14 protein-coding genes, 2 tRNA genes and 3 pseudogenes are annotated in these 14,540 nt (G+C 57.1%); 6 read left to right on the top strand and 13 right to left on the bottom strand.

The features are described from left to right. Position 1: 1 nt before the first annotated feature. The gene (locus EL217_RS11200; RefSeq protein WP_172596693.1) at positions 2-694 is read right to left on the bottom strand and encodes a hypothetical protein; all 693 of its coding nucleotides are present in this window, start codon (positions 692-694) and stop codon (positions 2-4) included. Positions 695-757: 63 nt separating this feature from the next. Between EL217_RS11200 and EL217_RS00770 the strand changes: the two genes are divergently transcribed. Then, positions 758-1,992, top strand: a protein-coding gene (locus EL217_RS00770; protein ID WP_172596692.1) for an IS3 family transposase whose coding sequence is annotated in 2 segments (ribosomal slippage) — positions 758-1,067 and positions 1,067-1,992 — 1,236 coding nt in all. Because the reading frame shifts where the segments join, the coding sequence is not laid out codon by codon here. A gap of 106 nt (positions 1,993-2,098) precedes the next feature. On the opposite strand, the pseudogene EL217_RS00765 reads toward EL217_RS00770, so the two are convergent. The 3 genes and pseudogenes from EL217_RS00765 to EL217_RS00755 all read right to left on the bottom strand — a co-directional run. Next, a pseudogene (locus EL217_RS00765) lies at positions 2,099-2,752 on the bottom strand (IS256 family transposase); the annotation flags it as partial. A gap of 343 nt (positions 2,753-3,095) precedes the next feature. After that, complete coding sequence (locus tag EL217_RS00760) at positions 3,096-3,389, bottom strand: antibiotic biosynthesis monooxygenase family protein (protein WP_005276388.1); 294 nt, start codon at positions 3,387-3,389, stop codon at positions 3,096-3,098. A 132-nt stretch (positions 3,390-3,521) separates the two neighbouring features. After that, a pseudogene (locus tag EL217_RS00755) lies at positions 3,522-4,330 on the bottom strand (methyltransferase domain-containing protein). A gap of 185 nt (positions 4,331-4,515) precedes the next feature. Here EL217_RS00755 and EL217_RS11440 point away from each other — a divergent pair. Beyond that, a pseudogene (locus EL217_RS11440) lies at positions 4,516-4,650 on the top strand (IS481 family transposase); the annotation flags it as partial. A 229-nt stretch (positions 4,651-4,879) separates the two neighbouring features. Next, complete coding sequence (locus tag EL217_RS00745) at positions 4,880-6,073, top strand: IS481 family transposase (protein ID WP_034653752.1); 1,194 nt, start codon at positions 4,880-4,882, stop codon at positions 6,071-6,073. 98 nt (positions 6,074-6,171) lie between these two features. Here the strand turns inward: EL217_RS00745 and EL217_RS00740 are convergent. From EL217_RS00740 to EL217_RS00715, 6 genes are all read right to left on the bottom strand, one after another. After that, positions 6,172-6,244, bottom strand: a tRNA-Arg gene (locus EL217_RS00740). Between the two features lie 158 nt (positions 6,245-6,402). Then, positions 6,403-7,470 (bottom strand): GTP-binding protein, encoded by a 1,068-nt coding sequence (locus EL217_RS00735; protein ID WP_005276381.1) that lies wholly within the window; start codon positions 7,468-7,470, stop codon positions 6,403-6,405. Positions 7,471-7,533: 63 nt separating this feature from the next. Then, on the bottom strand, positions 7,534-9,108 hold the full coding sequence (locus tag EL217_RS00730; RefSeq protein WP_005280716.1) for an SLC13 family permease: 1,575 nt from the start codon (positions 9,106-9,108) through the stop codon (positions 7,534-7,536). A 282-nt stretch (positions 9,109-9,390) separates the two neighbouring features. Beyond that, complete coding sequence (gene mgtE, locus EL217_RS00725; RefSeq protein ID WP_039885362.1) at positions 9,391-10,755, bottom strand: magnesium transporter; 1,365 nt, start codon at positions 10,753-10,755, stop codon at positions 9,391-9,393. Between the two features lie 125 nt (positions 10,756-10,880). Continuing rightward, complete coding sequence (locus EL217_RS00720) at positions 10,881-11,204, bottom strand: DUF202 domain-containing protein (protein WP_126318016.1); 324 nt, start codon at positions 11,202-11,204, stop codon at positions 10,881-10,883. Continuing rightward, a complete protein-coding gene (locus tag EL217_RS00715; protein WP_023029949.1) occupies positions 11,197-11,559 on the bottom strand; it encodes a YidH family protein in 363 nt (120 codons plus the stop codon). Before EL217_RS00715 ends, EL217_RS00720 begins: the two co-directional genes overlap by 8 nt. An 85-nt stretch (positions 11,560-11,644) precedes the next feature. On the opposite strand from EL217_RS00715, the gene EL217_RS00710 reads away from it, so the two are divergent. After that, a complete protein-coding gene (locus tag EL217_RS00710; RefSeq protein WP_172596691.1) occupies positions 11,645-12,022 on the top strand; it encodes an NUDIX hydrolase in 378 nt (125 codons plus the stop codon). A gap of 124 nt (positions 12,023-12,146) precedes the next feature. Here EL217_RS00710 and EL217_RS00705 read toward each other — a convergent pair whose 3' ends face one another. Next, complete coding sequence (locus EL217_RS00705) at positions 12,147-12,335, bottom strand: hypothetical protein (protein WP_126318014.1); 189 nt, start codon at positions 12,333-12,335, stop codon at positions 12,147-12,149. 269 nt (positions 12,336-12,604) lie between these two features. Next, positions 12,605-12,693, bottom strand: a tRNA-Ser gene (locus EL217_RS00700). 120 nt (positions 12,694-12,813) lie between these two features. Between EL217_RS00700 and hisC the strand changes: the two genes are divergently transcribed. Then, the gene (gene hisC, locus EL217_RS00695) at positions 12,814-13,866 is read left to right on the top strand and encodes a histidinol-phosphate transaminase (RefSeq protein WP_126318012.1); all 1,053 of its coding nucleotides are present in this window, start codon (positions 12,814-12,816) and stop codon (positions 13,864-13,866) included. Beyond that, positions 13,867-14,259 (top strand): phage holin family protein, encoded by a 393-nt coding sequence (locus EL217_RS00690; RefSeq protein ID WP_023029945.1) that lies wholly within the window; start codon positions 13,867-13,869, stop codon positions 14,257-14,259. A gap of 9 nt (positions 14,260-14,268) precedes the next feature. Here EL217_RS00690 and EL217_RS00685 read toward each other — a convergent pair whose 3' ends face one another. Next, positions 14,269-14,529, bottom strand: a complete 261-nt coding sequence (locus tag EL217_RS00685) for a MoaD/ThiS family protein (protein ID WP_005276363.1) — start codon at positions 14,527-14,529, stop codon at positions 14,269-14,271. Positions 14,530-14,540 lie beyond the last annotated feature (11 nt).

The following is a 14,540-nucleotide window of genomic DNA, read 5'->3' as shown; positions in this document are numbered from 1 at the left end:
TCTAACCTGACTTAGGCCAATTTTGTGCGGAAGTTCGCGGCCGGTGATTACTTGGATGGTGGCCGTGAGGTCGGGCGGGAATGGTACGGCGGCGTGAATGGTTTCGCCGCCAACGACGAGTTGAAAGCTGCGGTATTTCTTGAGTGTTCTCACGAGGCGTTTGATGAAGTGACCACTGCGGGTCTCCATCAGGTGGGTCACGGCTAGTGCTGCCATCACAATATTGAGATGTGCTGTGATCGAGTTTTGTTTCCTCGCATAGATTAGGCGTGCTTTCAGGTCTGATTTCGACATCCGATACGACATTTTCAATGTGGAATAGCCTGCGGTAATGCCCGATAACCTCCTGGGCGGGAAGAGCGGTCAGGTCGGTTTCATAGCCTTTAATTCCGGCTAGGGCTCGGTGTTTGGCAGCGAGAGCGTAGTTGACCTTCTTGTTCGGGGTGGAAAGATCGAAATAGCGGTTGCGCTTAATGGCGATTTCGCCGTCAACAGCGCGTTTGGCTTTTGCGACTTGCTCTTTGATTCCGCGCAGGCCGCGTCTGGCCCGATCATAGGAGTACTGGAAGTGGGTCACCGTATTCGGGGTTGTGTGTTTGCGCGCATCGCTTGCCGAGGCTTGTGTCCAGATCTGGCCGTGGGCGTAGGCTTCACCAGGGATTTCCCGCCGCCAGGTTTCAATCACCTCAGGCACGGTGGGGTTTCACTGAAGTGTCCCAGGTTTTGTTCCGTTTGAGTAGATGGGAAAATCTGGAACATGCCGAGAAAATTTGACCAGGATGCAAAGGACCGTGTGGTCCGTCTCGTGGAAGATCGCATCTTGGCGGAAAATATGTCGATGCAGGCTGCGTGCCAGGCAGTAGCTCCGAAGCTGGGGGTTTCATGGCACACGGCTCGTCAATGGACCCAGCAGGCCCGGCGTGCGGGGAGCATCCCAGAACCTGTACCTGAAGATTTGGCTGCCGAAAACGCGAGGCTGCGCCGTGAAAATCAAGAGCTCCGCGACACTAATGAGTTGTTGAAGGCCGCGTCAGCTTTTTCGCGTCGGAACCAGGCCCCAAACGTTAAGAAATGATCCGGTTCATCGATAAATACCGGAATTATTTCTCTGTCGAGTTCATTTGCAAGACGTTGAAAAATAACCGGGCTGGTGGGTTTATCACCTCGCGTGGTTATCGCCAGTCCAAAGCCCGTGGGTTAAGTGCTCGTCGACTTCGTGACGGCGTGCTGGTTGAACGCATTAGTGCTGTTCATCGGGATAATTATGGTGTCTTAGGTGTGCGGAAAATGTGGCATGCTCTTCGCCGTGAAGGAATCGATATCGGGCGTGAACAAACCGCCCGACTGATGCGCCTGGCTGGCGTTTCTGGCAAAGGCAAAGGCGGATCACCAATTACAACCCGAAAAGCTAACGTGCCTGATTTGCGCCCGGACTTGGTCGAGCGTGAATTCAAAGCCCGGGGCCCGAACAAGCTGTGGGTGGCCGACATTACCTATGTACGGACACGAAAAGGATTCGTCTACACCGCGTTTGTCACCGACGTCTACTCCCGGCGGATCGTCGGGTGGGCGCTGTCAGATTCGATGCGGACCGAAGCTTTGCCGCTGCAAGCACTCAACCAAGCGATTGTGAGCGCGAGGGAAACAACAGGTCTCATTCACCATTCGGATCACGGCTCGCAGTACGTCAGCGTTGTCTACAACGAGCGACTTACCCAGCACGGCATTACAGCTTCCACCGGCACTGTTGGTGACTCCTATGATAATGCTCTGGCTGAAAACGTTAACGGCTCCTACAAGAACGAGCTAGTCCATACCCGCAGGTGGAATGATGTTGTCGAGGTAGAAATCGCGACGTTCGAGTGGGTGTCATGGTGGAACGAGACAAGGATCCACCAAAGCCTGGGATACCGAACCCCAGCCGAGGTGGAATCCGAATTTTGGAAGAAGACCCCGCAACAGGCAATAATGGAAAACAAGGCAAATGCCTAGGAACAAAACCCGGAGCACTTCACACCGACAAAATGTAGTGCAGACCTGCATCTATCAATGCTTGCTTGTTCGGAGGGTGTCAAGTTGTTTGTGTGTGGGGGTAGGTTTATAGGTATTTGTCGAAGCTGTCGGGGTAGGCCACGGCCATTTGGTTAATGGCTTGTTTCCAGCCGGAAACTCGGGCTCCTTCCATGAGTCTGCCGGCTGTCGCTGAGACTCGTTTGCCTTGCTTTGCCCTCTTTGCGGCTCGTTTGTCTTCGATGTTGCAGATCATCAACCACAGCGTCTTTATCGCTGATTCATCGTTGGTGAACTGCACCCTGTTGCGGGTAGCTTTACGCAGCTCATTGTTGAACGACTCAATGGAGTTCGTCGTATAGATTACCTTTCTGGCTGCTGGTGGGAACTGCAGAAACGGTACGAAACGCGCCCACGCATCACGCCAGACCTTGACTGAGCGGGGATATTTCTCACCCAGCTCGGAGGCTTCAAATTCGTCTAAAGCAACCTGTGCTGTGGGCTCGTCCGTGGCAGTGTAAATCTTTTTCAACGCGGCTGATACGCCCCGGCGATCCCCGTAGGCTACCCACCGGTTAGCGGCGCGAATCAGGTGCACGATACAGGTTTGCACCATAGAGTTCGGCCAGGTTGCCTCAACTGCCTCTGGCAGGCCTTTCAGCCCGTCACAGCAGACGATAAAGACGTCTTTGACCCCACGATTGGCCAGGTTGGCGCATACCTGCGCCCAGAATGTGGGCCCGACCCCCGGAACGTGGACACGTCGGGGTCGGGCCCCTCCTCATGCGGGTTAGGTTCCCACACCCACTCTCATTCGAAAGGTACTACGGTGGTCGCCTCATGCATCCATCAGACCCTCACCGTCAGTTACAGATACACCACACTAAAGGACGCAACCGACATCGCGGGTAAGCGCCCGCGCGTGTTGCCACACCGTACCCCAATTAGCGAGCTTTAAAACTAGTACAGGCCGCGCTGGCTGGTTCGCCAGTTAGCGCGTGCAACTGGGGGATAATGAAAACCGCGGGTTCCGGATTTCCGGGCCCGCGGTTTCGCTTGTCGTGCCTGTGAAGATTTTTGATGAGTTAGCTTTCGAGCTGAATGGATTCAAAGCCCAGCACGTCGACGGACATGCCACGCTTTTCGTCTTCGACATGGTTGCCTGCTGGCCGTGCATCAGCCCACTTTTGGTAGTTTTCCTGGCTGTCCCACCGGGTGACGACGAAGTAGCGATCCTCACCGGCGACGGGGCGCAGCAACTCAAAGCTTTCAAAGCCTTCAGCCTTGTCGACACCTTTTGCGCGTTGTGCAAAGCGCTGCTCGATTTCCGGGCCAGCACCTTCAGGGAAGGAAAGGGCAGTGATGTTAACGTAGCTCATAAATCATCCTTTCTGTGATTGAATTCATCCTCCATTTTAGCGATAGTTAATCTGGTGGGGATGTGAAGTTCAGCAGAATTACCGTGGTATTTTCTGCGAGTTGCGCGCCTTAACCTCGTCGTTCGGTTGGTTCTAGCTCGGTTTCCGGGCCACCAAAGCCACACCGCGCAAGACATCGCTGTGTTCGTTGAAAAGCTTGCGCATTGCCAACATGCGGCGCCTGGCATCCTTATCGCGTAAGGCATTTTGATGATGCGCAACGTACCCAGCAGTCCTTCGTCGGCAAGATTGCGGCGCATCTTTAGCAGCGCCATTGGCGCGGTATCCGTCCATTCGACGACTAAGCCCGCGTTTTCGAGAAGCTCGGTCCACTCATCCACGGTGAGCGGGCGGGCATTAACCTTAATCACGCGCGCGAGGTTTTTGCGCAGCTCTGTCTTGAATTCATCATCAAGATCGTCGGGTTGCAAGCCGAGCTCATGAATCGCATAGCGTCCACCCGGTCGCAACACCCGCACGGCCTCGTCGACGATCTTTTGTTTTCCGTTCGGCGATTGCATCGTCAGCATTGCCTCACCCAGCACGACGTCAGCGTGAGCATCGGGCAAACCGGTATCCGCGGCATCAGCATGCACCATGCGTCCGGTATCTTTGACAATCTCACCGGTAATGCGTGCGGCATCTTCGTCTTTTTCCACACCGACATAGCTGGCAGGTTGGAAACTTAATAGTTCGGTGGCGGTGCGTCCCAAGCCCGGTGCCAACTCAACGACATCAGCATCACTAAGACCGGCATGCTTGAGCAACTTGCGGGTGAGTTCCAAACCGCCTGGCCGCAGCACTCGTTTACCCAGCCGCGCGAGCAACCAGTGTCCGGGTACATCTTCTGCACGACGCTGCGCATAGGGAAGTGGATTGTCCTGGTGGGAGGCGTGAGTCATGGTGGATTCCTTTCTCGAAGGCCCACCTACACGGACTAAGGCAGATGCTTGCAGGTACTTTAAGGCAGGCCTAATGTACATCCATTTCTGAGTCTAATTCCTGGCCACTACAAAGGATAGGCTTGCCAAAATAGTGTGACTTTTCTTGGACTTAGGGCCTGACCCCCAGAAAGTAGACGCATCGGGGGTCAGGCCCCCTCCGCTGGGCCGGCAACATGCGCAAACTCTACGTCGGAAGAAAACACCGCACCAAAGAAATCATGCTCATCTGCATCAACAACGACATCGCCGCCATTAACCCCCACACAGGCGAAATCTAAAAACGAACCCCCAACACGAAGAGAGCCCCGAGACATCGAAATAGAAACAATGTCTCGAGACTTCACATTTGTGCGCCCGGAGGTGTCTGAGTTCACGACATATTTGACACCCTGTTCCTGCGAAGGCAGTCCTGATGCTTGACAGGTGAGTCGGGACAAACTTGACACTTAGCCCACCCTTACCGTGTCAGGTGATGTTTTACAGGTGAGTCGGGACATGTTTGACACTATGAACAGTCCCAACCGTAACCTCGCCATCGTCAAAGCAGTCCGCGGGCAAAAGCGCAGCCCATCACAAGTAGCCAAGCAATTCGGTATCTCTCGCCAACGCGTTTACCAAATCCTTCATGCCTTCGATGCCGGTGGCACAGACGCCATCGCGCCGAAATCCCGCGCCCCACGCACTCACCCCCAAGCCGTGCCAGACACCGTGTGCAAAGACATCATCACAATCCGTAAACAGCTCACCCGTCACGGACTCGACGCAGGTCCAGAAACCATTGCCTACCACCTACAACAAGACGGCAAACGCGTCCCTTCAACCTCGACAATCCGCCGCATCCTAAGAAAAGAAGGACTCATCACCCCAGCACCAAAAAAGAAGCCCAAAAGCTCCTTCATCCGCTTCGAAGCAGCCATGCCCAACGAATGCTGGCAGGCTGACATCACCCACCTGTACCTAGCGGACACCACCCGCATCGAAGTCCTTGACTTCCTCGACGATCACTCCCGCTACCTGCTATCAATCACCGCAGCCGCAGCCTTTAGCGGCACACAAGTCGCCGAGGAACTATCACGCCTGATAGCAGAATACGGACCACCAGCATCCACACTCACCGACAACGGCCTCGTCTTCACCGCCCGCCTAGCAGGACGCAAAGGTGGACGAAACGCCTTTGAAAAAGTCCTCAACGCCAACAAAATCCAACAGAAAAACGGCCGACCAGGCCATCCCCAAACCCAAGGAAAAATCGAGCGATTCCACCAAACCCTCAAAAAATGGATCAACGCCCGACCACCCGCTAAAACCGTAGCTGACCTGCAGACACTCCTCAATGAATTCCGCGACTACTACAACACCACACGCCCCCACAAAGCACTAGGCCGACGCACCCCACACCAGGCCTACACCACCGGCACCAAAGCCAACCCAGCCCACAACCCGACACAAGAATGGCGCACAAGAAACGACGTCGTCTGGGACAACGGCAAAACCACCGTGCGCTACGCCGGCAAAATCTTCCACCTAGGCATAGGCCGCAAATGGAAAAGACAGAAAATCCTCATGGTCATCGCCGACAACCACGTCATCACATCACTAGCCGAAACCGGAGAAGTCATCACCGAGCACTACATCGACACCAGCCGCAACTACCAAAAGCCCTACTGGAAACAAGGAGACCCACCCCTAGGCCCAGAATAAGAAGAAACCGGCATCCCAGAACAAAAAGAAACTGAGATGCCGGTTTGTCAACGATGTCGCGACTCACCTGTCAAGCATGTCGCGACTCATGACATTTGTGCGCCCGGAGGGATTCGAACCCCCAACCTTCTGATCCGTAGTCAGATGCTCTATCCGTTGAGCTACGGGCGCAGTCCGTTGTGTAGCAGCGCGGATGCTCTGCTGTGCAACGAGAATTTACTATACCCACGGACATGCAAAGTAACAAATCACCAGTACACAACCATGATCGGCGGGATAGTCAAAGGCGTGTAGTTCACCCGCCGTTCATGCTGCGACTCGGCGCGGGGTTATACGAGGACGGAGGCTTCGGCATCGGAAAGCAGGGCGTCCTGGAAAGCCTGCAGGGTGGATTCGTGGTCGAAATCGATACCAATGAGCACGAGCTCCGTGCCAGGAGTTACGCCGTTGGCGGCCCACAGTGACGCTGGCATGATTTGCAGGTTAGGGCCGGCTTGCTGCCAGGCGTGGGCTACGCGCAGGTCGGTGTCGATCCAGCAATAACCCTTAGAACGCACGAGGCCCGTACTGGCCCGCAAGGCGGCGATGAGACGCTCACGATTAAAGGGGCGATCGGCACGGAATACGACGGAAGAAATGCCATATTCCTCGGTTTCTGGCGTGTGTGGGTTAGCCAGCTCTTCGGCATAGCCGTGGTAGGACGCGGCGGTGGCAGCATTGAACAAATGTGCATCCAGGACAAGCCCAGGCTCGATGACACCGTGGGTTACCGGCACTACGCGAGCCCGCGGGTTCATGGCGCGAACGGTGGCGACCACGCGCTCGGTCTCAGCGGCATCGACCAGGTCGGTCTTGGTAATGAGGATAAGGTCGGCGAACTCGACCTGATCCACTAAGAGATCGGAAATGGTGCGATCGTCTTGGGGCGTGGCTTCGATGCTTTCGGAGACGAGGCTGCGACCACGACGCAATTGGGTTAGGAAGGTTGAGGCATCGACGAGGGAGACCATGGTGTCGATGGGGGCGGCATCGGCAAGCGTGGTGCCATCGGAAAATTCCCACTCGAAGGTGGCTGCCACCGGCATGGGCTCGGAAATGCCGGTGGATTCGATGACGATCTGATCGAAGCGGCCGGAGCGAGCTAGCTTGCCCACAGATTCAATGAGGTCTTCGCGCAGGGTGCAGCAAATGCAGCCATTCGATAGTTCCACGAAGCGATCCTCACCGCGCTCGAGGTGCCCCTCGCCAGCGACGAGGGCGGCGTCAATGTTGACCTCGGAAAAGTCATTGACGATGACCGCGAGTTTGCGGCCCTCACGGTTTGCGAGCAGGTGGTTGAGGAGCGTGGTCTTTCCGCTGCCTAGAAATCCGGACAGCACGGTAACAGGTGTAGCCATCCTTTAATGGTAACGTTTTTCATTAAAGGATGGCTACAAGGGTCTGGCCGACCGGTGGGTGGGCTAGACCGTCAGTCCGAAGATAGGAACCGCCAGCAGGAAGACGGTGAGGGTGATGAGGAAGATACCAATGATGTTGAGGCCAACACCGCCCTTGATCATCTCGCCAATCTTGACATAGCCCGAACCGTAAGCAATGGCATTCGGCGGGGTAGCCACTGGGAGCATAAAGGCAGACGTTGCGGCCAAGGCAACCGGGATGGTGAGCAGCAAGACGTTGATATCACCTTCGCCGGTAAGACCCACACCCACGGCGACACCACCCATGATGGGGATGAAGGTCGCCGCAGTAGCGGTATTGGAGGTAATCTCCGTCAAGAAGAGCACCAAGGTGGCCACAGCTGCCACGATCAGGACGATCGGCAAGACGCTAAGCCCCTTAGCCATCTCACCAATCCACAGGGACAGACCGGAAGAGTTAAAGGCCGAGGACAGGGACAGGCCACCACCAAAGAGGAGAAGGACGTCCCACGGCATTTCATTGGCCGTCTTCCAGTCCAGCAAGCGAATACGGCGCTCCGAGTCAGCCGGCAAGATAAACAAGAGGATGCCTGCGGCAATACCGACGATGGCGTCATCGTAGTTATCAAAGTCACCAAGGATAATGGGCAGCGATACCCAAGCCAGCGCGGCCAGCACGAAGATGATGCCAGTCATGATCTGTGGGCGGGTCCACGGGCCGAGCGCTTTGATCTCTTCATTGATCAGCTCACGGCCGCCGGGAATTTCGGTCATTTCCGGCTTGAAGACGGTAATCAACAGCGCCCACGCGATGAGCAGGAAGGTCAGTGCTAGGGGCACACCGACGGCCATCCAGCGGCCAAAGCCAAGGGTAACCTCCCATGTATCGGCCATATACGCATTCAAGAATGCATTCGGCGGGGTACCGATCAAGGTACCTAGCGAACCGATGGAGGCCGAGTACGCGATACCCAGCATGAGCGCAGTAGCGAACTTCTTCTGCTTATCCCAACCACCAACGGTCTCTGCGGTAAGGGCCAGCACGGAGGTACCGATCGGCAGCATGACGACGGCCGTCGCGGTATTCGATACCCACATGGACAAGAATCCGGTGGCCAGCATAAAGCCCAAAATAAGGCGGCGCGGCGAGGTGCCGATGAGCTTGACCACGTAAAGAGCAAGGCGGCGGTGTAGGTTCCAGCGCTGCAGCGACAGCGCGATCAGGAAGCCACCCATGAACAAGAAAATGGTGGCAGAGGCATATGGCGCACCGACTTCCTTAATGGTTCCCACCCCGGACAAGGGGAAGATCACCAGGGGAATCAACGCGGTGGCCGCTAGCGGGATGGCCTCAGTCATCCACCACACACCCATGAGGATGGTCACCGCGGCCACGGTGCGAATGGCGCCGAGGGTGTAGTCAGCTTCCGCATCCACGCCGCTGGACTCTTGGACGGTGTCGATCGCATTCGAGGGGAAGATGAAAAATACGAGGATAGCCAGGGCTAGGCCAATGAAAAGACCGATGAACTGGCGGCGCCATTCATTGCGTGGGGCACCGGGATCCTCAGCGCCCTCTGATTGGGCGGTAGATTCGTGAGTATGCGGGGTGGTCATGCCGCGAACTCCTTTGCTAGAGAGACATTTAGCAGGGCGGGGGTAATAGCTCTGTCAATTACCAGCAATCGAGCCGGATCCTTGGTGCATACCGAACATCATTCAGTCCATGCAGAGCATGCTAAGACCCTACAAAACATTTGCACCAGAAACCACAAACTTTGCCAAATTTACCCCCACCAATTTTAAAATTCACACAACGCAGCTACGCAAAATGTGAAATCTCCCCCACCGGTTCGCCACCCCCGCACGAAGCGCCCAGGCCCGTGGGCCCGGGGATCTTTATAAGCCGAGCACCGCCTTGGCAATGAGGAAATAAATGATCAGGCCCGTGGCATCGCAGAAGGTAGAAATAAATGGGTTGGAAAATACGGCGGGGTCGGCTCCGATGGTCTTGGCCACCAAGGGCATAAGCCCACCCACGGTGGCAGACATCGAACAAATCAAAAACAGCGTCGAGCCAATGACTATGCCAATATCCACGCCGTAGACCACCGTTGCCAGACCAAGTCCTGCCAAGCCCAATACAGTGCCAAGCAGCATACCCACGCGGAGCTCACGCCAGAGGACAGCGAGGAGGTCGCGCCCGCGGACATCGCCAAGCGCAAGCGCACGGGTGACCGTCGTTGCCGCCTGATTTCCCGTATTGCCACCGGTACCGGTCAACAGCGGGATAAACAGGGATAGCACCACGGCCTGCGCCAAGGTGTCTTCAAAGGCATCCAAGACCCGCACGGTCAACAGCGCGGAAACCGCCAGGACCAGCAACCACACGATGCGAGACTTCACCAGTTTTAGTAGCGGTGTAGAAAGGTATGGCTGCTGCAGGGCCTCGGTACCACCGGCGCGCGCGGAGTCCTCGCTGTCCTCTGCCTCGACGATGTCAATGGCATCGTCCCAGGTCAAAAGGCCCACCAGGCGGTCCGAATCATCCACGATGGGCAATGCCAAAATATCGAGCGGCAGGAACCACCTGGCGGTTTCTTCCGCATCATCATTGGCATTGGCATAGATGGGGCTTTGCATGATGTCCCCAATCGTGGTGCCCTCCTCCGCGGTAAAAATCTCCCGCAGCGTCACCACGCCCACTAGGCGGCGGTCCGCGCGGGTGATGGGCACCGCATAGATGGTTTCCAGCTCATCGGCCTTCGCGCGCAGGGTCCGCAGCGCTTCCTCCACGCTCATCTCGGGATGAATGCCGGGGACCTCGGGCGACATGCGGCGGCCCACCGAGCCCTTGGTATAGCCCAGGACAACCCCGGTGACATCCCGCTTCGATTTGGTAAGCGAGCGCAGCAGCCGGTCCGCTATTTCCGCCGGCAGCTCATCCAAAAGGGCCACGCGGTCTTCCGGCTCAAGTTCATCGAAGAACTCATAGACATCAGCATTGCCCAGCTCATCGATAATATCGGCCTGGTGCTTGGCATCCAGGGCATCAAATACCACGATGGATTTACGCCGCGGCAACAAGCGCAGGGCCAGCGCGGCGCGGATGGCATTTTGCCGCTCGACGATGGCGATGAGCTCCTGCAGCGGCACCTCATCAAGCAGCGCCTGCAAGCGGGGTGCCTTTTGTGGGTCAATGGCAGAATCCTGCTTCAACCATGCCTCGACCGTATCGCTGGCCTGCTCAGTAATATCCGCCATTGCCATCACCTTGCCCTTCTCGCCCCTCATACCGCGGCACCGGTGGCCACCGTAATTGATATAGCCTCACATAGATTACGCGTATCCCCCACCAGTACACAGCGCTGCGGTAGAAAACTTTGCCTTTAGGCAAAAACACCCCACAAGGCAAAGGCCGCAAGCAGGGAGACCAGCCCCGCGCTACTGGCCAAGACGGCGGCGCCGGGGAGGTGGCGGTGGGTTCGCAGGGAGGCATCGACAAGCGATGCCCGCTTCCTCACCGCCACTATCAGCACCAGCACGCCAGCCGCGAGCGCCAGCAACGGGAGAAACACGCTGACGCTGACCACCCGCATAACGCCTAGGAGTATCACCGCCAGCGCGAGGATAGTGCGCTGCCACGATAGGCGGGTGCGCTCGGGCTGCAAGCCGGGGTCAAAGAGCTCCCCATGTTGCTGCGGGCTAGGCAAGTAGCTCGCCTACCAGCAGGACAGCCGCGATAACGACGATGGTGCCCACAAGCACCGGGATGGCGATGCTGAAGGGCAACGGGCGCTGTTGCCGCAAGGCGCGCTCAGCCCGCTTCCATTGCACCCACGCGACTACCGGCAGCACAATCGCCACCACCAGCATGAATGTGGAGACCACCGCGCGCAGCGTCGCCGGCAGCGGCACGTCGAAAGCTTCCAAGGCCACTCCCCCGGCAATCAGCGCGAGCGAGGTGCGGATCCATGCGAGGAAGGTGCGCTCATTCGCCAGCGTAAAACGCGGATCAGGGTCGCTTCCTACCCCAAATACCGAGCGGGGAAACCTCGAATCGCTCATGCCTTCCTACCTTATATTCAATGTCCACCCTTGGCGCGATAAGGCTGCGAGCCTGTTCGCCGGCCACCTCGTTATGATCGGGGCCATGATTGAAGTCGCAGCAATCGTTTTCCGCAATTCCTTTGGCCACGTGCTTGGCGTACGCAAGGCCTCATCCACGAAGTTCCAGCTGCCGGGCGGCAAGCTAGAAGAAGGCGAAAGCCCTGTCCAGGCCGCTGCGCGCGAGGCGGAAGAAGAAATCGGCGTCCGGGTTCGCCTACCTGAACTTACCGAGCTCGGCACCTTCACTGCCCCCGCCGCCAATGAACCGGGCCAGACCGTCCGCGGGCATATCTTTACCTACCCGCGCCCGGTCATCGCCCACGCCGCAGCCGAAATCGCCGAAACCGCCTGGATCGATCCCGCCGACCCGCAGTGCGAGCTTGCTGATCTCCTGCGCAGCGAGGTTTTTCCGGCGCTGTAAAGTGGTCAAGCCCGCGCATCAGCAAAGGAAACTACGCCTACACCGCACCACCTGCGCCAGGGAAAATCATGAACCAACGGTCACGTAACAGTCACCCTGGGATAAACGGGGTGCGGTGTACTACTTATTTAGACTGACGCCCTGCATTCTCCGCCCACACGCGCACTCCCACAGAAGCAGCAGTCAGAACAACAATGAAGATGGTTACTAAGCCGATGCCTATTACATCGGTCAGCCACAAAACAAATACCACCAAAGAGGCGACTGCTAAAGCGAGCAAAATTCCGTTCTTTATCTTCTGCGCTTTATCCATAGCGCCATTATTCACGATAAAAATTCACCACGTGACGAGTTCATCCTTTTGAAAAATCTCCTTGCGCTCCAAAAGCGCCCTCGGAGAACTGCATTTCCACTTCATGCCCGTAGCGAGGGAATAGTCGTGTCCCTGCTTGCAGAATAGGGGCCTGGCCCCTGCTTGGTGGCCACCATTCTTTGTCGTTTACCCCGTTTAACCCGCCGTTTAGGACTGCCGTTTAAGCTGGCAAACGACAAAATCCCGAGCGCAATTGCCCGGGATTTGTGTGGCGGAGATGAGAGGATTCGAACCTCCGGACCCCAGAAGGGTCAACTCCTTAGCAGGGAGCCCCATTCGGCCGCTCTGGCACATCTCCAAGTTCAGAAAGAACCGTAAAAGACAATACCTGCCGCATGCGCCACGGCCAAACTAACCCCCTGGTTTTGTCCCCGGTTTTCTTCTACGCGCGCAGGAGAGACGACCTAGAGTGGTAGCCATGATTCGCTCCGACTTACGCGCCATCCCTGGCTACGTGCCCGGCGCGCGCCACGATGATGCCCTCAAGCTCTCTTCTAATGAAGCCACGCAGCCACCGCTGCCTGAGGCCGCCGAGGCTATGGCCCGCGCCGCTGCCGAGGCCAATCGCTACCCGGATATCGCGGCCACCGAGTTGCGTGAGGATCTGGCCGAGCACTTAGGCGTGAGCTTTGACCAGGTTGCGGTGGGCACGGGTTCTTCCGCGCTGTGCCAGCAATTGGTACAAATCACCACCACGCCCGGTGAGGAAGTGATTTTCCCGTGGCGTTCCTTCGAGGCTTATCCCATCTTTGCCCAGGTGGTGGGTGCGCACCCCATCCCGGTTCCGCTCGATGCGGACCAGCGCGTGGATTTGCCCGCAATGGCGGAGAAAATTACCTCAGATACGCGCCTGATTTTCGTCTGCAATCCGAATAATCCTTCCGGCACTACCGTGACTAAGGCGGAGTTTTCCGAATTTATGGACGCGGTGCCAGGCGATGTCCTCGTGGCCCTCGATGAGGCCTATATCGAATATAATCGGAATGCCGATACCCCGCTGGGAACCGAGCTCTTTGGCGCTTACCCCAACGTGGTCTTCCTGCGGACCTTCTCCAAGGCCTATGGTTTGGCCGGCGTGCGCGTGGGCTATGCCTATGGCCCAGAAGACGTCATCGCGGCACTGAATAAGGTAGCGATTCCGTTTTCCATCAACGCCGTGGCCCAGGCCGGTGCCCGCGCCGCGCTAGCAGCGCAGGATTCGCTGCGCGAGCGTACCGAAGAGACCTGCGGCCAGCGCCAGCGCGTGGAAAAGGAGCTGGCAGAGTGGGGCGTTCCCCGCTCGGAGGCCAACCACGTATGGCTGCCGGCGGCGAATATTGAAAAGCTAGGAACGCCGCAGGAATTAGCCGCGCGCCTGGCCACACGCGGCGTGCTCGTCCGCGCCTTTAGCGAAGGCATACGCATTACCATTACAACCGAGGAAGAAACTAACGCCCTGCTTCGGGCGTGGAACGATACCGTAGGAGGCTAAATGCGTTCGTTGACCAATTTTGCCCTCAACGTGGTCGCCATCGCGATTGCGCTCTGGGTTGTAGTGGGCATCATCCCTGGGATTTATATCACCCCGGATAAGCTGGGTAATTTCATTGCCGTGGCCATTGTTTTCATCATTATTAACGCGGTGGTCATGCCCGTGCTGCGTTTTATCGGTGCCCCGCTAACCTGCCTTACTCTCGGACTATTTGCGCTCGTCATCAATGGCGCCGCCCTACTGATCGTGGAGTGGACGCTTAATACCTTTGACCTAGGGATTGGACACCTCGTGGTCAATTCCTGGGGCTCTGCAATCTTCGGCGCCATCATCTTGTCCTTGGTCAGCAGCCTGGTTAATTTCTTTACCAGCCCACTGCGCAAGCCGGTCTAAAAGAACGGGTTATCCCCCGGCGAAGGGTGGCAACACGTCAACGCGGGAAACGCCCATGAGCGGCGAGTCCGCTTGGGTGTTCCCGGCGCCATCGATAAGAAAATTACAGCGCCCCAGCACCTCTTTCATGCTCATACCGGCCTCTGTGGTGCCGGTGTGGTCCTTGCCCAGCTGCTCTATGAGCTGGCCTAAGGTGGTGGGCGCTTTTACCTGCTCCGAAGCAACGCCGGCCGCGGCACGAGCGGCGGCGAAATAGTGAACGGTCAACATGCTTTCTACTA

Origin of the sequence: Corynebacterium segmentosum, from assembly GCF_900637825.1 — a bacterium.
GTDB lineage: Bacteria > Actinomycetota > Actinomycetes > Mycobacteriales > Mycobacteriaceae > Corynebacterium > Corynebacterium accolens.
The sequence above is the reverse complement of the archived record's forward strand: the minus strand, read 5'-3'. Positions and strand labels throughout refer to the sequence as shown.